This is a genomic window from Campylobacter sp. 2018MI01 (genome assembly GCF_018501205.1).
Lineage (GTDB): Bacteria > Campylobacterota > Campylobacteria > Campylobacterales > Campylobacteraceae > Campylobacter_E.
Window position 1 is genome coordinate 1 of record NZ_JAHCZE010000020.1, and the last position, 25,751, is coordinate 25,751.

General features: G+C 29.3%; 19 protein-coding genes. 11 read left to right on the forward strand and 8 right to left on the reverse strand.

The genetic code is table 11. From position 1 onward, the window contains the following. The 3 genes from KJQ97_RS04540 to ileS all read right to left on the reverse strand — a co-directional run. A partial coding sequence (locus tag KJQ97_RS04540) for a lysozyme inhibitor LprI family protein (protein ID WP_214120090.1) occupies window positions 1-860 on the reverse strand: 860 nt, incomplete at its 3' end. Between the two features lie 212 nt (window positions 861-1,072). Then, window positions 1,073-2,434, reverse strand: a complete 1,362-nt coding sequence (gene gatA / locus KJQ97_RS04545) for an Asp-tRNA(Asn)/Glu-tRNA(Gln) amidotransferase subunit GatA (RefSeq protein WP_214120091.1) — start codon at window positions 2,432-2,434, stop codon at window positions 1,073-1,075. Between the two features lie 94 nt (window positions 2,435-2,528). Beyond that, window positions 2,529-5,261 (reverse strand): isoleucine--tRNA ligase, encoded by a 2,733-nt coding sequence (gene ileS / locus KJQ97_RS04550; RefSeq protein WP_214120092.1) that lies wholly within the window; start codon window positions 5,259-5,261, stop codon window positions 2,529-2,531. A 75-nt stretch (window positions 5,262-5,336) separates the two neighbouring features. Here ileS and KJQ97_RS04555 point away from each other — a divergent pair, with 75 nt between their 5' ends. Continuing rightward, on the forward strand, window positions 5,337-6,422 hold the full coding sequence (locus KJQ97_RS04555; RefSeq protein ID WP_214117704.1) for a CinA family protein: 1,086 nt from the start codon (window positions 5,337-5,339) through the stop codon (window positions 6,420-6,422). Continuing rightward, window positions 6,419-7,075, forward strand: coding sequence for a uroporphyrinogen-III synthase (locus KJQ97_RS04560; RefSeq protein WP_214120093.1), 657 nt, complete (start codon window positions 6,419-6,421; stop codon window positions 7,073-7,075). Before KJQ97_RS04555 ends, KJQ97_RS04560 begins: the two co-directional genes overlap by 4 nt. A gap of 24 nt (window positions 7,076-7,099) precedes the next feature. Here KJQ97_RS04560 and lepA read toward each other — a convergent pair whose 3' ends face one another. From lepA to KJQ97_RS04575, 3 genes are all read right to left on the reverse strand, one after another. Next, window positions 7,100-8,887, reverse strand: coding sequence for a translation elongation factor 4 (gene lepA, locus KJQ97_RS04565; protein ID WP_214117702.1), 1,788 nt, complete (start codon window positions 8,885-8,887; stop codon window positions 7,100-7,102). Window positions 8,888-8,971: 84 nt separating this feature from the next. Beyond that, window positions 8,972-10,336, reverse strand: coding sequence for an L-serine ammonia-lyase (locus KJQ97_RS04570; RefSeq protein ID WP_214117701.1), 1,365 nt, complete (start codon window positions 10,334-10,336; stop codon window positions 8,972-8,974). Further along, a complete protein-coding gene (locus tag KJQ97_RS04575; protein ID WP_214117700.1) occupies window positions 10,333-11,541 on the reverse strand; it encodes an aromatic amino acid transport family protein in 1,209 nt (402 codons plus the stop codon). Before KJQ97_RS04575 ends, KJQ97_RS04570 begins: the two co-directional genes overlap by 4 nt. A 399-nt stretch (window positions 11,542-11,940) precedes the next feature. Here KJQ97_RS04575 and KJQ97_RS04580 point away from each other — a divergent pair, with 399 nt between their 5' ends. Continuing rightward, window positions 11,941-13,341: an alanine/glycine:cation symporter family protein gene (locus KJQ97_RS04580; protein ID WP_336607684.1), complete on the forward strand. Its 1,401-nt coding sequence runs from the start codon at window positions 11,941-11,943 to the stop codon at window positions 13,339-13,341. A gap of 38 nt (window positions 13,342-13,379) precedes the next feature. On the opposite strand, the gene traF is transcribed toward KJQ97_RS04580, so the two are convergent. Beyond that, window positions 13,380-15,098 (reverse strand): conjugal transfer protein TraF, encoded by a 1,719-nt coding sequence (traF, locus tag KJQ97_RS04585; RefSeq protein WP_214120095.1) that lies wholly within the window; start codon window positions 15,096-15,098, stop codon window positions 13,380-13,382. A 150-nt stretch (window positions 15,099-15,248) separates the two neighbouring features. Here traF and KJQ97_RS04590 point away from each other — a divergent pair, with 150 nt between their 5' ends. The 6 genes from KJQ97_RS04590 (at window position 15,249) to KJQ97_RS04615 (ending at window position 22,898) form a co-directional block, all read left to right on the forward strand. Beyond that, on the forward strand, window positions 15,249-16,607 hold the full coding sequence (locus KJQ97_RS04590) for a sodium/glutamate symporter (RefSeq protein WP_214120096.1): 1,359 nt from the start codon (window positions 15,249-15,251) through the stop codon (window positions 16,605-16,607). Window positions 16,608-16,609: 2 nt separating this feature from the next. After that, window positions 16,610-17,767: a M20 metallopeptidase family protein gene (locus KJQ97_RS04595; protein ID WP_214120097.1), complete on the forward strand. Its 1,158-nt coding sequence runs from the start codon at window positions 16,610-16,612 to the stop codon at window positions 17,765-17,767. 155 nt (window positions 17,768-17,922) lie between these two features. Continuing rightward, window positions 17,923-19,401 (forward strand): DASS family sodium-coupled anion symporter, encoded by a 1,479-nt coding sequence (locus tag KJQ97_RS04600; protein WP_214120098.1) that lies wholly within the window; start codon window positions 17,923-17,925, stop codon window positions 19,399-19,401. A gap of 52 nt (window positions 19,402-19,453) precedes the next feature. After that, window positions 19,454-20,173 (forward strand): fumarate reductase cytochrome b subunit, encoded by a 720-nt coding sequence (locus tag KJQ97_RS04605; RefSeq protein WP_214117696.1) that lies wholly within the window; start codon window positions 19,454-19,456, stop codon window positions 20,171-20,173. A gap of 18 nt (window positions 20,174-20,191) precedes the next feature. Then, a complete protein-coding gene (locus KJQ97_RS04610) occupies window positions 20,192-22,183 on the forward strand; it encodes a fumarate reductase flavoprotein subunit (protein WP_214120099.1) in 1,992 nt (663 codons plus the stop codon). Then, complete coding sequence (locus tag KJQ97_RS04615) at window positions 22,176-22,898, forward strand: fumarate reductase iron-sulfur subunit (protein WP_214117694.1); 723 nt, start codon at window positions 22,176-22,178, stop codon at window positions 22,896-22,898. The genes KJQ97_RS04610 and KJQ97_RS04615 overlap by 8 nt, the downstream gene beginning before the upstream one ends. A 51-nt stretch (window positions 22,899-22,949) precedes the next feature. Here the strand turns inward: KJQ97_RS04615 and KJQ97_RS04620 are convergent, their stop codons facing one another. Then, window positions 22,950-23,357, reverse strand: a complete 408-nt coding sequence (locus KJQ97_RS04620) for a hypothetical protein (protein WP_214120100.1) — start codon at window positions 23,355-23,357, stop codon at window positions 22,950-22,952. Between the two features lie 67 nt (window positions 23,358-23,424). Between KJQ97_RS04620 and KJQ97_RS04625 the strand changes: the two genes are divergently transcribed. Beyond that, on the forward strand, window positions 23,425-24,252 hold the full coding sequence (locus KJQ97_RS04625; RefSeq protein WP_214120101.1) for a prephenate dehydrogenase: 828 nt from the start codon (window positions 23,425-23,427) through the stop codon (window positions 24,250-24,252). Between the two features lie 166 nt (window positions 24,253-24,418). Further along, the coding region (locus KJQ97_RS04630) for a methyl-accepting chemotaxis protein (protein WP_214120102.1) at window positions 24,419-25,751 on the forward strand (1,333 nt) is incomplete at its 3' end.

The following is a 25,751-nucleotide window of genomic DNA, read 5'->3' on the forward strand; positions in this document are numbered from 1 at the left end:
TCCTTATACTCTATAATAAAAGTTTCTTTTGCTTCTTCGTAATATTTATTTGATATTTTCATTTTATTAGAATTTTTTAAAAGCTCTAATAGATTTTTATTCTTCATAGGATGATTGCAAAAATCTTTTTCTATAAATAATATATTTCCAATTTCACCTGATAAAGCTAAGTAATTTTTATCATCTAAAACTACATCACTTATAGTTATACTTTTATGTTTTTCTATGTATTTTTTACCTTTAATTTTACTTATAATATAAAGCTCATTATTTTTATCAACTTCTATAAAACGATAACTGACATTATCATTGCTATCATCTGAACTATAATCTTTTATATACTTATAAACTTTTCTATCAAGCCCTAAATCCCAGCAGTATTTAAGAGTATCTTTTACTTCTTGGCTTGCGTAAGGCTTAGCATCTACAATTTTTGGCTTTATTTTTATATCCTTATATCTAAAAAAATCTTGCCAAAAATTATTGAGTTTTAGTAATTTTCTACATTTTTCTGGCTCATCAATAAATCGTCCATGCTCATATCGCATATAGTTATCTTTATTGCATTCTATTGAGTTTTCTTGAATTATTTTTATATGTTCTATTAGTTCTTTAGGATAGGTTTTTGAGTTTTCAAGACTAGTGCTAAGCTCTTTTATTCTAGCTTTATAAGAACTTATAATACAATTATTATCATCTTTGCAATTACTAATGATTTTTATAAACTCATTTTGGTCTTGTTTTATCTCTTTTGTAATATATGCAAAGCTTTTATAAATACTATCTAGCTCTATTTTTAACTTATTTATTTGATATGAATAAATATTTGTAATTAGTAAAATAGCTAATATTTTAAACATAACTCTCCTTTATTTTTCATATCATAGCATTTACTTAAATAAAAATATCAAAAAACTTTATTAATTTACAATTTAGCCACTATTTAGATAGTTAATTTACGATAAAAAAAGATAGAAAGTATAAAAATTACATAATATAAATATTAAGTGAAGTGCTAAAAGTGATTAAAATCTATTTTAAATTCTTAGAATTTAAAATAGAATAGGGTAGGTTATTTAACAGCGTTTTCCAAACTTAATGCTGCATTTAATAAGTTTTGCTCATCAAATCTTTTTGCTACTAATTGAACGCTCACATTTAAATTATCTTCAGTTTTAGCAACAGGCACGCTAATACCTGCAAGTTTTGCAAGATTAACTGAAATAGTGAAAATATCTTCTAAATAGCTTTCAACAGAACTAGTCTTCGCATCAAATGATTTTGGAAGACTTGGTGCAACAGGCATTAGTATTAAATCATTATCGCTTAAAATTTCATTGTATTTTCTAGTGATAATTTCTCTTACTAATTGAGCTTTTTTATAATATGCGTCAATATAACCACTTGAAAGCACGAATGTTCCTAATAAAATTCTTTTTTGAACTTCAAGCCCAAAACCTTCGCTTCTAGTATTTACATATAACTCGTTTAAATCTTTAAATTCCTTAGCTCTATTGCCATATCTAATCCCATCGTAACGGCTTAAATTAGCACTTGCTTCAGCACAAGCTATTATATAATAAGCAGCTACATCGTATTTACTATCAGCAAGGCTAACTTCACTTATGGTATGACCACAAGCTTTTAATTTATCTATAGCTTTATAAGTTTGTGTTTTTATTTCATCAGAGCATGAATCTATATAATTTTTAATAATTGCGATTTTGTATTTTTTATTAGCGTCTAATTTATCAAATGTAGGCACAAATTGAATATCAGCACTAGTGCTATCAAACTCACAATGACCTGCAATCGCATCGTATAAAATACTAGCGTCTTTTACATTTTGAGTTAATACTCCTATTTGGTCTAAACTACTTGAATAACTAGCAAGTCCATATCTGCTAACTCTTCCATAACTTGGCTTAAAACCTACACAACCACAAAATGCAGCAGGCTGGCGAACACTTCCACCTGTATCGCTTCCTAATGCAGCAAGAGCTATTTTTGCACCTACCGCAGCAGCACTACCACCACTACTTCCACCTGGGACTAAAGCATTATTTAAAGGATTTAGGGTTTTTCCATAAAAGCTTGTTTTTGTAGTATTACCCATAGCAAACTCATCCATATTACATCTTCCAAATGGTGCGAATTTGTGTTTTTTCATATTGTTAATCACACTTGCATCATAAGGTGCATAATATCCTTGCATTATTTTTGAACCATTTGTAATGCTCCAGCCCTTAACTTGAATATTATCTTTAATAGCTACAGGCACTCCTAGATAATCAACATCATCTAAAGGAGTATTGATTAATTGCTCTACATAAGCTCCTAAATGTTTGTTTTCTAATGCTAATTTATTTAGCTCTTTTTTTAATTCTATTAATTCATTATCACTTAATTTTAATGCTTGTTCTAAAGTTATCATTTCTTTCCTTTATTTACTAAAATTACTCCAATAGCACTAATTATAGCTAATACTATAATAGTGCCGACTATTAGCTCTAAGCTAACAGGTTCGCTCATTTTAACACCCTTTCGCATCTAGGACATAAGCTTTCTTCGCTTAGGCTTAAGTATTTCCAACATCTAGGGCATTTGCATAGATTTGATTTTATGATTTTGTATGTTTTATTATCAATTTCAAAACTTGCCAAAGCTTCGTTACTATTTAAAGCTTCAATTTTACTTAATGAATAAAAATCAGCTGCTTCTTCATAATTTAATATCACTTCATCATTAGTAGCTAGATTTAGCTCTAATGTGCTTTTGATTATTTTATCTTTTTTCAATATATCAATTTGCTCGTAGAATTTAACACGAGTTTTTAATAAATATTCATAATCGTTTTTGCTCGGTGTGATTTTACTAGCAAAATCAAAATCTTCTAAATCAAAAATACTCTTAATATCGCCTAATATAAATTTGTTTGCGTGTTCGCAAGCTTCATTTGTAGTATGAGTTAATACAGGTGCTAGTAAAACTAATAATTTTTTAAGTATTAAAGCCATTGCAGTAATTGACGCTGTTCTTTTGCTATCTTCTTTAGCATCACAATACAAGCTATCTTTACAAATATCAAGATAAACACCGCTTAAATCAGCACTTAAAAATGTGCAAAGTGCATTCATACCTTTAGCGAAATCATATTCTAAGAATGATTTTTTGTAAAGCTCAAACACATTATTAGCTTTATTTAAAATCATTTTGTCTAAATCACTGAAATTATAATTATAAGCTTTTAAATCGCTAGTATTTGCTAATAAAAATCTTATTGTATTTCTTATTTTTCTATATTGTTCGCTAGTTTGTTTTAATATGCTTTCACCTAATTTAACATCAGTTGAATAATCACATAATGTTATATAAAGTCTAAAGATTTCTAAGCCATAATTTTTTGCAATTTGTTCTGGTGCTATTACATTGCCTAGACTTTTACTCATTTTTCTACCTTTTTCATCAACGGTAAATCCGTGAGTTAAAACTGCTTTATAAGGTGCTTGTTTGTTTAAAATAACGCTTAATAATAATGAGCTTTGAAACCACCCACGATGTTGGTCGCTTCCTTCTAAATACATATCAGCTTGAGTTGTTTTTATATCGTAATTTCCACTAGCTAAAACAGCGTTAAATGTAGAGCCACTATCAAACCAAACATCTAAAATATCAGTAACTTTTTCTAATTCATCTGCTTTATATTTTGAATTAGCTGGTAATAAATCTTTAATATCTTTTTGCCACCATACTCTTACGCCTTCTTTTTCAAATATACTTGCAAGGTGTTCGTAAAGTTCAAAATCCATAATCAAATTCCCTGATTTATCATTAAAGAATGCTAAAGGCACACCCCAAGAGCGTTGTCTTGAAATACACCAATCAGGTCTATTACTAATCATAGTTCCTATTCTATTTCTTCCTGCTTTTGGATAAAAACTCACTTCATCAAGTGATTTTTGAGCTAATTCTCTTAAAGTCATACCATTGTAAAATTCTTTATCCATAGCTATGAAAAATTGTTTAGTAGCTCTATAAATTATTGGTTTATGAGTTCTCCAGCAAAATGGATATGAGTGTATAAATTTAGAGCATTTTAAAAGACTTTCGCCCAATAATTCAATAATTACTTCATTTGCTTTAAATACATGCATTCCTAATAATTCAGGTTTATTTGGCACTAATCTTTTGATATTTTCATCATAACAACCATCATCTCCTACAGGCATTTCTACTTCTATGTTGTATCTTAAACAAGCATAATAATCATCTTCTCCGTGTCCTGGTGCAGTATGGACTAAACCACTACCGCCATCCATTAAAACATGCTCTCCTGTTATGAATTGAGATAGATTATTGTTTAAAGGATTTAATGCGTTTGTATTTTCTAAAAAATCTCCTTTAAACTCAAGCACAGGTTTAATATTAAATTCTGCTAAATCTTCTAATCTTTTTTTAGCTACGATAAGACCATTTTCTCCTAAAACATATAGCTCATCTTTATTTAATGCGATTGCTTTATTTGCTGGTAAAGTCCAAGGAGTAGTAGTCCAAATAACAGCTCTTGCGTTGTTTAAAATACTATCATTTGCTCCTAAAGATTTAAGTTTTGCTTTTGCATCATCGTTTAGTTTGAATGCTACGAAAATTGAATAATCTTCTTTATCTTCATATTCAACTTCTGCTTCAGCTAAAGCACTTTTAGCAGCCCAACTCCAATAAACTGGCTTACTTCTTTGAATTAATAAACCATTTTTAGCTACTTCTAAAAGAGTTTTATAAATATTTGCTTCAAATTTAAAATCCATAGTCAAATAAGGCTTGTCAAAATCTCCAATTATTCCTAAGTCTTTAAATTCTTTCATTTGAATACCTATGAATTCTTTTGCGTGTTCGGTGCAAGCGTCGTGAATTTCTTTTATACTTGGATTTTTATCTTTTAATTTGATTTCAACTTGTTGTTCAATAGGCAAACCATGGCAATCCCAACCAGGAGTATATGAAATTGAATTATTAGCTAGAAAATATCTAGTTTTATTAATCATATCTTTTAAGATTTTATTTAAAGCATGACCTATGTGTAAATGCCCGTTAGCATAAGGAGGGCCATCGTGTAGGATAAATTTAGGTGCTTTTTTATCTCTTAATTGTGCGTATGCAAATGATGAAAATTTTTCAAAACTTTTTTTCTCGTTTTCATAAAGATTTGCTCTCATCTCAAAAGTAGTATTGGGTAATAATAATGTATCTTTATAATCCATAAATGTGCCTTTAATATTTTTTGATTGTTAAAATGCACTTATTTTGCTATACTTTTTTAAATAAAAGGATAAGAAATGAAACATTTATTAATATATTTTACAAAAGATTTGAGTTTTAATAGTAGTTTTTGTGAATTTGTAGATAGAAGTTTGGCTAAGAAGAATTTGTTTGCTAATACTATCATTAAGCTTAATGATGATGATTCTAAATTAAATACTCTTTTAGAAATAGATGTTAAAAAATATGAATTAGTAACGATAATTGCTGATGAGCATTCTTTTTCTATGATTAATAAAATCCTAGCTACACTAAAAGAATGTGAATTGAGTTTAATTGATGATGAGTTTATAGTAGAAAATCCTAAAGATTATAAGAAAAATTCAGTTTTAATAGATTTAAACGGAGTAATGATTAATATATTAAAAGCTAGTATGTTTTATCTACCTGAAATTTTGCATAACACAAAACTTAGTTATGATTTTTTAATAAGTGATTTGGATTTAGAAAGTGCTGAAATATTATTAAATACTAGCGTAAAGCCTTATGGAGTAAGTCTTAATATTTATTCACTACTTGATAATTTATTATATGTTAAAGTAAATACTAATGAATATTCAGATGAAATAGGGCTTTTAAATTCCGTTAAATCATTATTCCCTAAAAAAGTGATTTTTGCTGATAATTTATACGAGCATATAATTAAAAAATTAAAAGAAAATAACAAAAAATTAAGCTTCGCAGAAAGCTGCACTGGTGGATTATTGGCTAGTAATTTTACTAAAATTAATGGCTCAAGTAGTGTTTATGAAGGTAGTGTTATAACATATTCAAATAAAAGCAAAAAAGCTTGGCTAAATGTAGAAGATATTCATTTAGAAAATCAAGCAGTTTATTCTCAAAATTGTGCTTTAGCAATGGCTACGGGGGTATTGAAATTGACTAAGGCAAATTACGCTATAACTTGCACGGGGGTTTTAGGAGATAGCGATGATTTAGGTGTTAAAAGCGGTGTAGCTTTTATATGTGCTATTAGTGATACAGGCTTGATTTTGCACGAGAGATTAGAATTACTTGGAGATAGGATTTATAAGCAAAATCAATGTGCTTTAGCCTGTGCTTTATTGCTTTGCAAACTTGAAAGAGAAGTGTTTTTTGAATGATTTATGTAGTTGGTTTAAAAAACGAAACAAACATAAAGAGTATTTTTGTAAATGAAATAATTTTTAATGATTTTAGCATTAATGATGATTTTGATGCTTGTATTTTTACTAGCAAAAATGCCGTTAAATCTTGTGTATTAAATAATATTAATCTAAAAAATAAAAAGATTTTTAGTATAGGTTTAGCAACTACGAAATACCTAAATAGTTTAGGCTTAGATGTATTTTATACAGGCAAATCAGCTCACGCAAGTGAATTTAAAAACGAGATATTGCCACTGCTAAATAATTTAAAATGTGTTTATTTTAGGGCTTTAAATATTATAAGTGATTTAGATGAGTTTTTAGATTCAAATAATATTAGCCTAAGGTCTGTAATAGCATATAGTAACGCTAGATTAAATACGCCTTTAGATAATGATTTAAACCCTTTTATAAAGTCAATAAATAATGAAGATATATTGATATTTTTAGCACCATCAGGAGTGCGTGATTATGAATATTTTTTCAAAACTTTTCCAAAAAATATAATAGCAATAGGAAAAAGCACTGAAAATGAATTAAAAAAATATAATGTAAAAAATATTTTTGTTTCAGACTATCCTACTTTGCAAGATTGCTTAAACCTAGCTAATACTTTAAATAAAGTTTAGGAATTTCAATTTGAAATTCCTTTTTTAATCAATCTTTAAAATACTTAAAAATGCTTCTTGTGGTAAAGATACTTTACCTATTGCTTTCATACGCTTTTTACCTTCTTTTTGCTTTTCAAGTAGCTTTCTTTTTCTAGTAATATCCCCGCCGTAGCATTTAGCAGTAACATTTTTACCCATTGATTTTACATTTTCACGAGCTATGATTTTATTGCCTATACTTGCTTGAATTGCTACTTCAAATAATTGTCTAGGCACAATATCTTTCATAGCTTTTACTAAATCTCTACCTTTGCTTAAAGCCTTTTGATTTGGCACGATAATGCTTAACGCATCAACTGCTTCTCCAGCCACTTTTATATCAAGCTTTACTAAATCTCCCACTCTATAATCACAAAATTCATAATCAAAACTAGCATATCCACGAGTAAGTGATTTTAATTTATCATAAAAGTCCATAATAATTTCATTCATAGGTATATCGTATTCAAGCAATACTCTATTTTCTGTTATATAATCCATTTTTGTTTGTATTGCACGGCGATTATTTAAAAGAGTAATTAAATTCCCTAAAAACTCGCTAGGAGTTATTATGGTAGCTTTTACATAAGGCTCTTTTATGTGGTCTATTTTATTTACAGGTGGTAAGTCGCTTGGATTTTGGATATTTAATACGCTTCCATCAGTTAAATTAACTTCATAAGTAACACTAGGAGCGGTTGCTATTAGGTCTAGATTAAACTCACGCTCTAAGCGTTCTTTTATAACTTCCATATGCAATAAACCTAAAAAGCCAACCCTAAAGCCAAAACCTAAAGCAAGTGAAGTTTCTGGCTCGTATGAGATTGAACTATCGTTTAATTTTAATTTATCTAAAGCATCTCTTAAATCTTCAAATTTGTCAGTTTCAATCGGATAAATCCCTGCAAATACAAAGGCTTTTGCTTTAGCAAAACCTTCAATTGGCTCTGTTGCTTTATCTTTTGCTAGGGTTATTGTATCTCCTACGCTAATTTGTGCTATGTCTTTTAATCCTAATACAACGATACCAACTTCTCCTGCTTTAATTGTATTTGTTGGCATTGGATTTAGTGGGTGTGGATAGCGTAAATCTAATACATTATGCTTTACGCCTTCGTGCATTAAATATATTTCATCGTTTTTATTAATCTCTCCGTCCCTTACTCTAACTAAAGCTAAAGCCCCTAAATAGCTATCAAACCAGCTATCATAAATTAGTGCTTTTAGCTTATTTTGATTACTTTTTGGTGCAGGAATTCTCTCACAAATTGCTTGTAATAATTCAGCAATTCCTATCCCAGCTTTTGCACTAACTTCTATTGCATTAGAACAATCAATTCCTATTATATGCTCAATTTCAGCCTTTACTTTTGCAGGATTTGCTGCTGGTAGGTCAATTTTATTAATTACAGGAATTATTTCTAAATCATGCTCAATTGCCATATAAACATTCGCAATTGTTTGTGCTTGAACGCCTTGTGAAGCATCAACTACTAATAATGCCCCTTCGCAACTTGCTAAACTTCTACTAACTTCATACGAAAAATCCACATGACCTGGGGTGTCAATAAGATTTAAAATATAATTTTCTTTATTATAAGTATAATTTAATCTAACTGATTGAGCTTTTATAGTAATTCCACGCTCTTTTTCTATATCCATAGTATCCATTACTTGCTTACTCATTTTGCGTTGCTCTATAGCATTGCAAGTTGTGATTAAACAATCTGCTAAAGTGCTTTTACCATGGTCTATATGTGCTATTATTGAAAAATTTCTTATATTTTGCATTAAAGTTCCATTATTTTGATGTGATTTTTAATATTAACAAAAAATAATAAATTACAGATTGTAAAAAGGGCATAAAGCCCTTTTTTAGCAAAATTTCTTGTAATTTGTAGCTAGACCTGCAAGGCTAGTTTCTTTATATCTTGTATCCATATCCTTGCCTGTTTCATACATAGTTTTAATAACCTCATCAAGCCCAACGCTAGGAGCACTCTCTCTATCCATAGCCATTTTAGCTGCACTTACAGCCTTTATTGCTCCGAATACATTACGCTCAATGCAAGGAATTTGAACAAGTCCTGCAACAGGATCGCAAGTTAGCCCTAAATGATGCTCCATTGCAATTTCAGCAGCAGAGCAACAATCAATCGGACTTGCCCCCATACTAAAGGCAAATGAAGCAGCTGCCATTGAAGAAGCTGAGCCAATTTCTGCTTGACAACCAGCTTCAGCTCCACTTATACTTGCGTTTTTCTTAAACAATGAACCTATCGCCATTGATACTAATAAAAAGTCTCTAATGTCTTTTTCGCTCATACTTTTTACATGCTCTTTTAAATATAAAAGCACAGCAGGAACTACTGCGCAAGCTCCATTGGTTGGAGCAGTTACTACACGATTACCCGCTGCGTTTTCTTCTGAAACACTCATAGCATAAAGACTAAAATAATCTATAAAATCCAAATCACCCTTACGATTTAAATTCTTATCATCTAAAAGCATTAATTTTTTAGCTAATGCAGGAGCTCTTCTTTTAAGCTTGATTGGTCCTGGTAGGATTAGTTCATTTGAATTAGCACCTGCTTTAAAACTATCTTGCATTGCTTCATAAATCTCTTTGCAATAATTATTTATATATTCTTCGCTATTAAAATTAAGCTCATAAAGCATTGCAATTTCGGCTATGTTTTTATTGTATTTATTACATAACCACAAAAGCTCCGTCGCACTATCAAAAGAATAATCATAATTTTTTTCTTGATTAGTTTGATTAGTTTTACTAATCTCATCTTCACTTTTAATAAAGCCACCACCAACTGAATAATAAGTCTTAGATTTAACACAAGTATTATTTGAAAACGCTTCAATCGTTAAAGCATTTTCGTGATAGCTTTTAAATTCTTTAGAAAAAATAATATCACTATTTTCATCAAAATCTATTTCAAATTCATTTCCTAATAAAAGCTTTCTTTCGTTTAATCTTAATAATACAACTTGTTTTTGTTCTGGGCTTATTGTTTTTACATTTAAGCCACTAAGACCTAAAACCACAGCAATATCGCTTAAATGTCCTTTACCTGTAAGTGATAAAGAGCCAAATAAAGTAACTTTTATCCTAGTAATTTCTTTTAAATTTAAACCTTTTAAAAACTCATTTCCCGCAACAAAAGGTCCAACTGTGTGCGAACTTGATGGACCAATGCCGATTTTAAAAATACTTAAGTTACTCATAAGTTCATCTTATAAATTACACTTGTAATTGTGATAATTCCCATAATAGCTACGAAATAACAAGCCGCACCATTTTTATAAACTCTTAGCTCTGGGATTTTATATATAGCATATACAGGCATTAAAAATAATATTACAGCAATAATAGGACCGCCTAAATCTTCTATAAATCCTAAAATACTAGGGTTATAGTAAGCTACTATTATCATAGTTACATACATAAATATAGTTGTAAAGGCATTATTTTTACTAACAGCTTTTCCGCTTACTTTTTTAATAAGTCCATTTAAGCCTTCTCTAGCACCAAAATAGTGCCCAAAAAAGCTAGTTAAAATTGCCAAAAATGCAACAGCAGGAGCACCATAGCTTATGATATTTCCATCAAATTTATTAGCAAAATAGCTAAGGATTGGAATATTTGCATCTCTTGCAATAGCAAACTCATTTTTATCAAGACATAAAATACAAGAAAATACAAAAAACATAACAAATACTAATAAAAGCGTAGCGTTATTAAATAATATTTGCTTTCTTTTTGCGTCCGAGTTTTCTTTATATTCATTATATGTATTTAGGCTAAAAGTTGAAATCGCAGGAGAGTGATTAAAGCTAAATACTAATACAGGTAAAGTAAGCCATATTGTGCTAATAAATTCCTTTGCACTTGGAACTTCACCTAAAACTTCTAATTTCCAATGTGGAATTAAATAAAGTGAAAATAAAAATAGTATTAAGCATAATGGATAAACAAGCCATTCACAAACTTTAGTAACTAAAGTTTCATTAGTAAACATTACAGCCATCATAATTGTAATTAAAACAATAGCCAATATTAAGCGATTTGGCTCGGCTAAGCCTAATTGATTTACCATAAATGAGCTTATAGTATTTGTAATACCAACCCCATAAGCAAGACAAATAGGATAAATTGCAAAAAAGTATAAAAATGTAATCACAATTCCTACTTCTTTACCAAAATATTTATTCACAGCATCAGTAATATCTCCACCTTTAGTAGAGCCTACAAAATATGATAAGAATAAATGTGATAAATAAGTCATTGGGAAAATTAATACACACATTAAAACAATAGGCCAAAAGCCACCAGTTCCTGCACGAATAGGTAAGAATAAAATTCCAGCACCAACAGCAGTGCCAAACAATGAAAACATCCAACGATTGTCAAATTCGCTCCATTTTTTCATTATTACTCCTTAAAATAATTTAAAGCCGCTATTTTAATTATATTTATATAACTTATTATAAATTTAAATCAAACTTTTAAAATAAATGTTACAAAAAGTAACAAAATATTAAAATTTATAAAAAATAATATGATTTTGATATTTATTATCTTTTATTTATTATAATGACTTCGTTTTTTTAAATTTAAAGGAGATATTATGAATTTATTACATCCAAAGAGCTTAAAAGACATTATTAAAAAGCCAGATAATCAAAAAAATCCTTTTGAAAGATTAATTATTGCTTGCGAAGATAAAAGCAGCAAACATAAGTAATTAACCAAAAACGCTTGAATTTATATATAATGATTTTTTGAAATTTTTTATTAAGGAGAGCGTTTGCAAAGTTTATTAGAAGAAATACATTTATTTTTAGATTTAATAAATGGTTATTTATATACTTATTTTTTAGTTTTTGCACTAATTATTGTAGGTATAATTTATTCTATCAATACTCGTTTTGCTCAGTTTAGATTGATGGGTAATGTTTTAACATTATTAAAAGAAAAGCAAGACAACAAAGACCATGTTAGTAGTTTTGAAGCTTTAATGATTTCAACTGCTTCAAGGGTTGGTATTGGAAATATCGCTGGAATTAGCACTGCAGTTGTAGTTGGTGGTGCAGGTGCATTGTTTTGGATGTGGGTAATGGCATTTATAGGCGGTGCAAGTGCATTTGCTGAAAGCACATTAGCTCAAATATATAAAAGCAAAGATGAAAATGGTTTTCGTGGAGGACCTGCATATTTTATTGAAAAAGGCTTAGGAAATAAATTTTTTGGTAAATTATTTTCAGTTATTTTAATTATTACTTATGCTTATGGATTTAATGGACTTCAAAGCCATACTATGACTTCAGCATTTGAGATATATTTTCCTGATAACTTTAGTAATGCAAGTATAATTATAGGGATTATTTTAAGTGTTGTTGCTTTTGCATTATTCTTTTCAAATTCAAAATCACTTGGAAAAGTAAGCTCAATTATTGTTCCTATAATGGCTTTTGTTTATATTTTATTAAGCATTATTGCTATGGCTATGCACTATGATTTAATACCATCTGTGTTTAAAATGATTTTTAATAGTGCTTTTGATTTTCAAGCTATTTTTGGTGGATTTGCAGGTAGTGTTATAGTAATAGGAATTAAGCGTGGATTATTTTCAAACGAAGCTGGTATGGGTTCTGCTCCAAACGCAGCTGCAGCAGCAAATACAAGCCATCCTGTAAAACAAGGAATTATTCAAAGTTTTTCAGTGTTTATTGATTTAATTATATGTTCATGCTCTGGATTTTTAGTATTGTTCTCACAAAGTTACATTAATCAATTATCAACTGGCGAAACTAAATTAAATGCTTTACCTATGGTGCAACAATCAATGATGGAATATTATGGTACTTGGGGACTTCATTTTATAACTTTTGCTGTTATTTTATTTGCTGTAACTTCATTAATCGGTAATTTTTACTATGCAGATGCAAATGTTAAAAACCTTACAAAAAATAATTTAAATGAATTAGTTTTTAAAATAAGTGCGGTTGCTATGGTATTTATTGGTTCTCAATTAGATTTAAAAGTAGCTTGGGATTTAGCAGATATTACAATGGCTGCAATGGCTTCTATAAATATCATTGCTATTTTATTATTAAGTCCTATTTTAATAAAATGCTTAAAAGATTATGATGAGCAAAAGAAAAGAGGTTTAGACCCTGTATTTAGCGCTAAAAAATTAGGTATTAAAAACGCTGAATGTTGGGATTAAGCAAGATTTGAATTAGGTTAAATCCTAATTCAAATTCTTTACCATTTATATCCAAATCCTATTCTTAAATCAAAATAATTAGGCACTTTACTTGAAACCTTGCAAATATCTTTATCGCAATTACTAGACTTTAATCCACTTGCTAAGGCTATATCAAATATATTAAAGAAATTAGCTCCCGTTGTAAGTATAGTCCCATAATCTTTTTTAATATCGTAAGCTAAGCCACCCCTTAGATTAAAATAATCATTAAATTCGTATTTAATACCACCGCCTAGCATTTGAGATTTATTGTATTTATTTGATAAAGTTGTGTTTGTAACTAAATCAGTATCAAAAGCAAAAGTAAAATCACTATATTTATATGCTAATCCAAATCTTACTTGCGGATTTAATCTCATACTGCTTGAATGGAATTTGATTTTAGGATTATTTAAATTTTTAATAACCAATCCAGTAGAAAAATCATCAATACTATATAATGCCCCTATATCTATTCCAAAAGTATTTGTTGATTTTGCATTATGCAAATCATTTTTAATATTTATATCTTTAGAATTAACTCCATTCATATCTATTTTAATGCCTTTTTCTACTTGATATGCTTGAATATTCATATATTTTAAACTAGCACCTAAACTAAGCTCTCCATAAGGCATTATAAAACCATTTGCGTAGCTAATTGGCACTTCTGTTATCATTAGCATTGTTGTATTTAAAGGATTTTTTACACTATCTTGCATTGCTGAATGATTTAAATATTCTTCTTCGCTTACATTGGTTACGAATAGTTGTGAATTGCTTTTAAATAATTTTAAATAAATATATCTATCATCATCTTTTATTTTTATTATTAAACTACTTTTTTCTTTATTTAACGAAGCATAAGTATTAAGTGAAATCGTATTAAATAAGCTGACAGAAAAAGCACTTAAATCCCCTAAATTATTGTTATATTCTAAACCACTTAATATATTTAAATTAACTTCATTGTCATAAACTGCATTATAAATTAATTCAATATCATTTAAGGTATTTTCATCAAGAAAGGTATCTAATTTAGTATCTCCAATATCTAACAATAAATCATCTAAATTAACATTACCATCTTTTGAATTCTTTATTACATCTAAGATATTTTTTGTATCGGTATCGCTTATTATATTTGTTAATAATTTTGTATCAACACCATTGTTATTTAATTCTTCATTTGTATTATTTGTTGAAGTTATTAGCTCGGTTTTTATTGTTGTAGATAATTCATCATTATCTTGCATTTTATTTTTTAAATCACTAATTATATTGTCTAGCTCATCTTTAGCTAAATTATCATCTAATTCATCTTTAAAAGTTTTTGCTAATAAGGCTAAATCTTCATTATCGCTATTTGTGTTTCTTGATATAAAATCATCTATAACACTACCAAAATTACCAAATTTTAAATTATTAGCTCTTGAATTGTTGTTTGGATTAAAAATATGCTTTATTTTGCTTATATTTGCTTCAATTTTTTTATTTATAGATTTATCAAGATTAGATAATTCTAAAAGATTTTTTTGATTATAATTTGCCCCAAAACTAAAATTAACACCATTTTTAGAATAAATCAAACTAGCAGGATTATAATAAGTTGCAAAATCATTATCTTTAAGTGCAACTCCAGCATATCCCATACTCAAAGGTATATTACCTAAACTACCAAATTCTAACGCCAAAGCACTAAAGCTAAAAGCACTAGTTAATATTATTTTTTTCATAATTTTCCTTTTTAAAATATTAAAAATTATATAGTTACTTTATTATTGTTACTTAATGTATCAAAAAAATAATTTTTAGATTATTTTATTTAATTAATTGGCTTAAAAAATATAATTTTTTATAAAATCTCTCAAAAGGAGATTGGTAAAATGACAAGCAAATTATTTGTAGAATTACTTTATAGCGTCGGCTTTATAAGTTTGTTTTTATTATTAGGTGTTTTTCTTAGAGCTAAGATTAAGTTTTTTGGTCAAACTTTTATACCTGCTTCAGTAATTGGTGGTTTTATTGTTTTAATACTTGGAAACAATGGATTTAATATATTAAAACTACCTGATGAGTGGATGAATATTTATAAATTATTACCTGGAATATTAATTGTTCCAGTTGTAGCTTCTGTTCCACTTGGATTAAGATTTGAAGGAAGTTTAAAATCAAGTAAAAATATTTTGCCTTTAGCATTTATTATAATAGCTATATCTATGTTTCAGTTTGCAGCTGGACTTAGCACTCAATATGTATTTACTGATAATTTTTATTCTACTTTTGGATTAGAACTTGGTATTGGCTATGTTGGTGGGCATGGAACGGCTGCAGTATTGGGAAATTTACTTCATAATTTAAATCTTGAATATTGGGAACAAGCTCAAGGTGTTGCTATTACTATGGCTACTTTTGGGCTTGTTGGCGGAATTTTATTTGGAATGGTGCTAATAAATTATGCAAGCAGAAAAAATGAAACAAAAATATTAAAAACTCCACAAGATATTCCTGTAAGTTTTAAAGTTGGTTATCATAATGATATAAACAAACAAAATAGCTTAGGTAGAGAAACTACTATGAGTTCATCAATAGATGCTCTAGCTTTTCATTTGGCTATTATTTTAGGGGTATGTGCTATTTCTTATTTTGTATTAAATACTATTAAAGAATACAAAATACCTGTATTAAGCGAAATATCAATTTGGGCTTATGCTATTATAATAATGTTTATTGTTTGGGGATTGATAATTAAACTAAAATTAAGTTTTTTAATAGATGAAAAAGTTAAATCAAAAATATCGGGTTCACTTACTGAATTTGCGGTAGTTTGTGCTATTGCTAGTTTGCCTATTAAAGCTGTATTTGAATACCTTATGCCAATACTATATATGGTTATTGTAGGTTTTGTTTTAACTACTATATTTTTATATTTTATGTGTAAGTGGCTTTTAGATGGGTATTGGTTTGAGATGATGATTGCTACTTATGGCTCTTGTTGTGGTGTATTTTTAACAGGTATTTTATTGCTTAGAATATGTGATCCAGAATTTAAAAGCCCAGCAATAAGCAATTATTCTTTATCTTATACCATTTCAAGCGTTACTTATTTTGCCTTATTAAATTTCATAGTTACTACAATAGTTTTTAGCGGCCTTTTTAGTGGAATGCTGCTTTCTATGGGAATTGGCTTATTAGCTACAATATTGGCAATACTATTTGCAAAACTTAAAATTAAAGGAGTGTAAAAATGAAAAATTATATAAAAAGTATTAAAAATGATGTTGTAAATTACAGAAGAACAATTCATCAAAACCCAGAATTATCTTATGAAGAAAAAGAAACTTCAAATTATATAGCAAATGAATTGGATAAATTAGGAATAACTTATAAAAGACAAAGCGATAATTACGGAATTATTGCGTATTTTAATGTAGATAATGCAAGTAAAACCATTGCTTTTAGAGCTGATATGGATGCTTTACCTTTAAATGAAGAAACTAATGTTAATTATTCTTCTAAAAAATCAAAATGTATGCACGCTTGTGGGCATGATGCACACACGGCTATTTTATTAGGTTTTGCAAAAGTATTACAAGAATTTAAATCAGAATTAACAAATAACATTATTTTAGTATTTCAACCAGCAGAAGAAGCTTCTCCTAATGGTGGAGCAAAAGCTATTATTAATAGTGGTGTTTTAGATGGTATAGATGAGATATATGGTCTTCATGTTTGGCCTGAAGCAAATGTTGGAGAAGTTATGGTAAAAAAAGGTGCTATGATGGCTAATTCTGATCATTTTTATGTAAGTATAAATGGAAAATCATCTCACGCAGCAGAACCACATAAAGGAATAGATGCTTTAAGTGCAGCTTGTAATTGGGTTAGCAATATACAAACATTTATATCAAGGGGACTTGACCCATTTGACAATGCTGTATTAACTATAGGGACTTTTAATTCTGGAGTTAGATATAATGTGGTATCTGAATTAACTAAAATAGAAGGGACTTGTAGAACTTTTAGCTCTAAAACTAGAGATTATTTAGAAAATAGTTTAAAAAATAGTCTTGAAGCCTTAGATAAAGCTTACGGCACTAATAGTGTTTTGGATTATCAAAGGGGCTATCCAGCATTAATTAACAATGATGAAGCAGTTGATAAAGTAGTAAAAGCAATTATTAAAAGTGGTTTAAAGGTGGTATATAAAGATAATGCTTCTACAGGAGCAGAAGATTTTGCTTTTTATTTGCAAAAATATAAAGGTGCATTTTTCTTTTTAGGGACTAAGTATTCAGGTTGTTTTCCTTTACATCATCCAAAATTTAATATAGATGAAGATATATTATTAAATGGAATTTTGGTTTTTACTAATTTAGCTTTTAATAATGCAAATGATGATTAAAAATTAACCTTAAAATATTTTAAGTTTAAATTATTTTTAAATCAAAGCTTAAGAACAAATATTAATTTTTTAAAGCTAGATGATTATTTAAAAAATTAAGATTATCTTTAGCTTTTTTGGAATATATTAATTTCAACTTAATTTTAGGAGTTAATATGAAAGGTAAGGTTCCGTTGTGGAAATTTATCGCACCAGTTGTTGCTGGTTTGCTTGTGTTTTTGCTTTCGTATTTATTTGCTGATTATTCTCAGCTTAGTATGAATGCTTGGATTTATGTTAGCATTTTTGCTGCTTTAGTTGTAGGGCTTATCTTAGAGCCTATGCCACCTGCTTTTTTAGGTATTATTGCTATAGCTTTAGCAGTATTATTTAAAGTTGGTCCTGCAAAATCAGGCGAAGTTGGTGCAAAAATTACTTCAGAAGCTGCGATTAATTGGGGTTTAACTGGATTTTCAAATTCTGTTGTGTGGCTTATTTTTGCTTCATTTATGATAGGAATTGGCTATCAAAATAGTGGTCTTGGTAAAAGAATTGCTTTAATTTTAGTAAATAAATTAGGCAAATCTACTTTAGGTTTAGGCTATGCAATTGCTATTGCTGATTTAATTTTAGCTCCATTTATTCCGAGTAATGCTGCAAGAAGTGGTGGAACTATTTATCCAATAGCTACAAGTATTCCTGCTATGTATGATAGCTCTCCTGATAAAGAACCAAGAAAAATAGGTGCTTACATAGCGTGGGTAAGTCTTGCTACTACTTGTATTTCAAGTTCAATATTTTTAACAGGTCAAGCACCAAACCCACTAGCTTTAGAGATATTATCAAAATCAGGTATTGCTGTAGTTGATTGGATGGGTTGGTTTTTATGCTTTTTACCTATTGGTATTATTTTGTTTTTAATCACTCCTTTATTAACTTATTATATCTATCCACCAGAAGTTAAAGGCTCTAGTAAAATTAGTGCTTGGGCTAAAGAAGAATTAGTAAAACTTGGCTCAATTAAATTAAAAGAATTATTAATGTTAAGCATTTCAATTCTTGCTCTAATTTTATGGATAGGTTCAAAGACTTTTGGAGTTAGTGCTACTACAACTGCTTTAATTGTAATTATTCTAATGATAGTTACTAATATTATTACTTGGAATGATTTTTTAGCTAATAAACCAGCGTGGAATGTTCTTACTTGGTTTGCTACTTTAGTAACAATGGCAGGTGGATTAAAAAATGTTGGATTTTTAGAATTCTTATCAAAATATACTGATAGTTTATTAAGTGGTATTAGTCCTACTTTAGCAGTATTTATATTATTACTTGTGTTTTGTTTATTAAGATATTTCTTTGCTTCTGGGACTGCATATGTTACTGCAGTTGTTGGAGTGTTTGCAATTATTGCAAGTAAAATTGCTGGTTATGATGCGTCTTTTATTATGATGTTTTTACTAGCTCCAATGGGTATGATAAGTGTTTTAACGCCTTATGGGACAGGACATAGCCCAATTTGGTTTGCGAGTGGTTATATTAAAGGTGTAGAATTTTGGAAATTAGGTGCTATTTTTGGAGCTATTTATTTACTAATTTACACACTTATTGCGTATCCGTGGTTTAAATTCATTATTCCACATATTTTTTCGTAGGTCGTTTGTTAAACATTAGTAAAATGAGAAAAATTTAAGAAAAGGAGTTAAAGTGTCTAGTAAAATTGAAAATTTTTTAGGCAAAAGAGTTGATGGCACTAAATCACGCTTACCTGCTAAGCTTGATTTTTATCAAAGTGCTACTGGTTTAATTCTAGGGCTTTTTATGTGGGGACATATGCTTTTTGTTTCTACCGTTTTAATCAGTCCTGAATTTTTTGAAGCTACGGCTAAGTTTTTTGAGGGTTCGGCTATTTTTGATACGCCAAAACCTGCTTTAGTATCTTGTATGGTGCTTATTATTTTTATTATTTTCTTTATTCACGCTGCTCTTGGTATGAGAAAATTACCAATTACTTATCGCCAATGGCAAATCGCAAGAGAGCATTCAAAACTAATAAAACACGAAGATACAACGCTTTGGGTTATTCAAGCCTGTACAGGTTTTGTTATGTTTTTCTTCGCTTCAATGCACCTTGCAATGATGTTTTTTAATCCTGAAACTATTAGATTTTTAGGTGCAGTTGAAAGAATTGTAAATCATAATATGTGGGCGTTTTATTTAATTTTATTATTCGCTGTTGAGCTTCATGGTGGTATTGGTCTTTATAGACTTTGCGTTAAATGGGGTTGGTTTGATGGAAATGATGTGCATACTGCAAGAGCTAGAAGAAAAACTCTTAAAAAATTAAAATGGGTTATTAGTATTTTCTTTATAGTTTTAGGACTTGCTAATTTAGCAGTATTTATAAAAGCTGGTATTAGCTTATAACAAACAGAAAGGCTTAAAATGAAAGTAGAATTTAGTGATGCTTTAATAGTTGGTGGTGGTTTAGCAGGACTTAGAAGTGCTGTTGAAGTTGCTAAAAGTGGTCAATCAGTTACGCTTTTAAGTATTTGTCCTGTTAAGCGTTCTCACTCAGCTGCGGTTCAAGGTGGTATGCAAGCAAGTCTTGCTAATGGTAATAAAGGTGAAGGAGATAATGAAGATTTACACTTTGCTGACACCGTAAAAGGAAGCGATTGGGGATGCGATCAAGAAGTAGCAAGAATGTTTGCTCAAACTGCACCTAAGGCTGTTCGTGAGTTAGCTAGTTGGGGCGTGCCTTGGACTAGGATTACAAAAGGTCCTAGAAATGTTGTTATAAACGCACAAAAAGTAACAATAGAAGAAAAAGAAGAAGCACACGGACTTATAAATGCAAGAGATTTTGGTGGGACTAAAAAATGGAGAACTTGCTATATTGCTGATGCTACAGGGCATTGTATGATTTTTGGGGTTGCAAACGAAGCAATCAAACATAATGTAAAAATCATAGATAGAATGGAAGCTCTTAGAATTATTCACAAAGATGGAATTTGTTTAGGCGTAGTTGCAAGAAGCTTAATTGATGGTAGTCTAACTGCATTTGTATCAAAAGGCACAATGATAGCAACAGGTGGATATGGTAGAGTTTATAAACAAACTACAAACGCAGTTATTTGTGAAGGAACAGGTGCAGCAATGGCACTTGAGACAGGATTATGCTCTTTATCAAATATGGAAGCGGTTCAATTTCACCCAACTCCAATTGTTCCAAGTGGGATACTTTTAACTGAAGGTTGCCGTGGTGATGGTGGTATTTTAAGAGATGTTGATGGATACCGCTTTATGCCTGATTATGAGCCTGAGAAAAAAGAATTAGCAAGTCGTGATGTTGTAAGTCGCCGTATGATGGAGCATATTAGAAAAGGAAAAGGTGTTAAAAGTCCTTATGGAGAGCATTTATGGCTTGATATTTCAATCTTAGGTCGTGCTCATGTTGAAAAAAACTTAAGAGATGTTCAAGATATTTGTAAGACATTTAATGGAATTGACCCTGCTGATGAAGGTCCAAAAGGTTGGGCGCCGGTTCTTCCTATGCAACACTATTCAATGGGTGGAATTAGAACTAAGCCAAATGGAGAAACTCCTAAGATGAAAGGTCTTTTTGCAGCAGGTGAAGCAGCTTGTTGGGATATGCACGGATTTAATAGACTTGGTGGAAATAGCTGTGCTGAAACCGTTGTTGCAGGTATGATTGTAGGAGATTATTTTTCTGAGTATTGCAAAAATAATACAATAGTAGCTGATATGCAAGTGGTTCAAAAATTCTTAAACGATGAAGCAAATTATTTAAAAGAAATAGCAAATCGTGAAGGTAAATATAATATTTTTGAAATCAAAAACGAAATGAAAGATATTATGTGGGAGCATGTTGCTATTTTTAGAACAGGCGAAGGATTAGAATACGCAGTAAAACGCCTTGAAGAATTATTAATAGAGAGCAAAAAAGTAGCTATTAAAGATAAAGAATTAAATTGCTCAAATCCAGAGCTAGAAGAAGCTTATAGAGTTCCAAGAATGTTAAAAGTTGCTTTATGTGTTGCTCGTGGTGCGCTTCTTAGAACTGAAAGCCGTGGGGCTCATTATAGAGAAGATTATCCAAAAAGAGATGATTTAAATTGGATGAAAAGAACTATGACTTATTGGGATGAAGGCTCAACTTTACCTAGAGTTGAATATGAAGACCTTGATATTATGAAAATGGAAATGCCACCAGCATTCCGTGGTTATGGTGCAAAAGGAAATATAATTGAAAATCCTTTAAGTGAAGTTCGTCAAAAACAAGTAGATGAAATTACAGAAAAATTACAAGCAGAAGGTAAAAGTAGAGCAGAAATCCAAGACGCACTTATGCCTTATGAATTACAAGCTAGATTTAAAGCAGCTAATCAAAGAATAGGGGTTGATTATGAGTAGGAAACTAACAATAAGGGTATTTAAATATAATCCACATAGTAAAATTAGCAAGCCACATTTTGCTACTTATACATTAGATGAAACTAGTGGTATGACTATTTTTATAGTTTTAAATCAAATTAGAGAAAAATTTGATGCAAGTTTGAGTTTTGATTTCGTTTGTCGTGCAGGAATTTGTGGCTCATGTGCAATGATGATTAATGGAAAACCAAAATTAGGTTGCAAAACTCTTACTAAAGATTATCCTGATGGAGTAATTGAGCTTATGCCTTTACCTGCGTTTAAACATATTAAAGATTTAAGCGTTAATACAGGTGAATGGATGGAAGGTATGTGTAAAAGGGTAGAAAGCTGGATACATACTGACAAAGTTACTGATATTTCTAAGATTGAAGAAAGAGTTGAACCAGCAGTTGCTGAAGAAACATTTGAGCTTGATAGATGTATTGAATGTGGTATTTGTATAGCTTCTTGTGCTACTAAAGTTATGAGACCTAATTTCATAGGTGCTGCAGGACTTATGAGAGCTGCAAGATACGAGCAAGACCCACACGATAATAGAACTTTAGATGATTTTTATGAATTAGTTGGTGATGATGATGGAATTTTTGCTTGTATGAGCTTACTTGCTTGTGAAGATAATTGCCCTAAACAATTACCACTACAAACAAAAATCGCTTACCTAAGACGCAAATTAGCTACAAATAAAGGCTAAAAATATTAAGAATTTGAAATAAGATTTTATTTCAAATTCTTTTTTCACTACTCATAAAATACTTAATAATTTTGCAAATAAAACTATCAAAAAACATATTATCAAGGCTAAAATATGAGCTTGTTTTACCAAAAAATGTTCTTTATTGTTTTTAAATCTCGCTATATAAATACTAATAAAAGTTATAAAAAGCATTAAAATTACTAGAGCTATTTTGATAAAAAACATAATTTTATTTATATTTGCAAAATTAGTATATTCATTATATGCTAGATAAATTCCACTAAGAATTAATATAACAAAGCTAAGTGCATATAAAATACCTGAACTTTTAAAATAAGCCTTTTTTAGCTCATTAGCTTGTTTTAACCCATAGCATAAAATCGCATCAACAAATACATAACCTATAAAAATAATTGCTGAAAATAAGTGCAAAAAAATCACAATAAAATCAACCATTTAAACTCCTTTTTTTAGAAAAATATTATATTATTTTGCATATATAAATCTTAATTAAGGATAAGTTATGAAAGCAGTTGTAATTGGATTAGGATTAATTGGTGGCTCATTGGCTTTAAATTTGATGAAAAACAAATTTATTAGTGGAGTTTATGGAATTGATTTAAATAAAGAACACGAAAAAGAAGCTTTAAAGCTTAATTTAGTTCATGAAATTATAACTTTTGATGAGATTAAAACTTGTGATTTGATTTTTTTATGTGTTCCTGTTGGAGCTATTATTGAAATTATTAAACAATTAAAAGATATTCCAAAAACTACTACAATTATAGAATTTGGTAGCACAAAAGAAAGTATTCAAAACGCAATAAGCGATGATTTAAAAGAGCAATTCATACTAGCTCATCCAATGGCAGGAACAGAGCATAATGGTCCTAGTGCTGCTAAGATTGATTTATTTAAAAACGCTGTTTGTGTATTGTGCAATACCGAAAATACGAGCGTATTTCATCAACATAGAACCATAGAATTATTAAGCAATATTGGAATGAGAATTACTTTTATGAATGCAAGTTCGCACGATCATCATAGTGCCATCATATCTCATCTACCGCATGTAATTAGCTTTTCTTTAGCAAATTATGTGTTAGATTGCGAAGATAAGAAAAACATTTTACACCTAGCAGGTGGTTCTTTTGCTGATATGAGTAGGATTGCAAAGAGTAGCCCTGCAATGTGGGAAAGTATTTTTAAAGAAAATAAAACAAATGTTTTAAATGCTCTTGATGGCTTTATAAATGAACTAAATGAGTTTAAGCAAATGATAAATAACGATGAATATCAAAAGCTAAATGAATGGCTTAAGAATGCTAATAAATTAAAAGAGATTTTATAATTTCATTGATTTCAATTAATATTTTTTTAATTGAAATCATAATTTTTCTTATTATTCCTTAAACGCTTAAACCATTGCTACATAGATATTTAAAAATTTTTTTACTATTAAATATTATTCAATTCTTTAATTGTAACATTAACGCAATTTTTTAAAAAGGAGTATTATGAAATTAACAAACAAAATTCCAGCATTAATTGCTATCCCACTTGTAGTTTGCTTTATTGTATTGTGTATAGTGAATTATTCTAGTTCAAAAACTGATTCATTATCATTTACAGACAAAGCTAAAGAAAACGGCTTAAATGCCACTATGCTTTATGTAGATTCTTATTTTAATTCAAGAATAAATTTTATAGAGCAATTCTCACCAATTTTAGCAAATTCAATTAGTGAAGATAATCAAGATGAGAATATCTTTAAAATTCTTAAAAATTATTTAGGAATTTCAAATTTCTCTGCTTTATTTATTGGTATGGCTGATAGTGGCAAGTTTTATTATATTAGCTCTAATAACGAGCCTTATATAGTAAAAGACCAAGATGCAAGAAGTAGGGGTTGGTATAAAGATGCTATTAGTGCCAATAGGGCTTTATTAGGTAAAGAAGTTTATCCTGATGAGAGATTAAAAGAAAAAGTTATGACAATTTCAGCACCTATTATTAAAAATGGCAAAATCATTGGAGTAATTGGTGGAGATATGGCATTTAAAGATTTAAAAAATCAAATTTTAACTTTACATTTTTCTAAGACCAACACAATATTTGCTTATGATGATAAATTAGAATTTGTAATGCACCCAAATGAAGAATTTGAATTAAAGCAAGATGATGTTATAAAAATGATTGAAAATAATCTAAAAGATGGCATTTCAGTTCGCTATACCTTTAAAGGTGATGAAAAAACTGCAGTATGTATTAATTCAAATACAACAGGCTGGAAATTCTGTAGCACCAATTTAACTAGCGATATAGACGATACTTTAAATTCTTTATTAAAACAAAATATAACATTATTTTTCGCTTCTTTAGTGATTATTTTATTATGCTTATTCTTCTTAATCAAATTCTCACTTCGCCCACTTGAAATCATTCAAAAAGGCTTAAGAGAAGTATTTTCACTAATAAATCACGAAAGAAAAACAGCAAGTAAGATTGAATTAAATTCTAAAGATGAGTTTGGAGATATGGCTAAAGCTATTAATGAAAACATTGAAAGAACAATCAACTCACTTACTCAAGATACAAACGCAGTAGAACAAAGCGTTCAAACAGCAGCAGCAATTGAAAGCGGAGATTTAAAAGCAAGAATTACTCTAAATCCTGCAAACCCACAATTAATTGAATTAAAAAATGTCTTAAATAAAATGCTAGATACTTTAGAAGAAAAAGTTGGAGCTAATACAAACTCAATTGAAAAGATATTTGATGAATATAGCCAAAACGACTTTAGAAATGAAATAAAAAATGCTAAAGGTAGAGTAGAACTTGCAACTAATA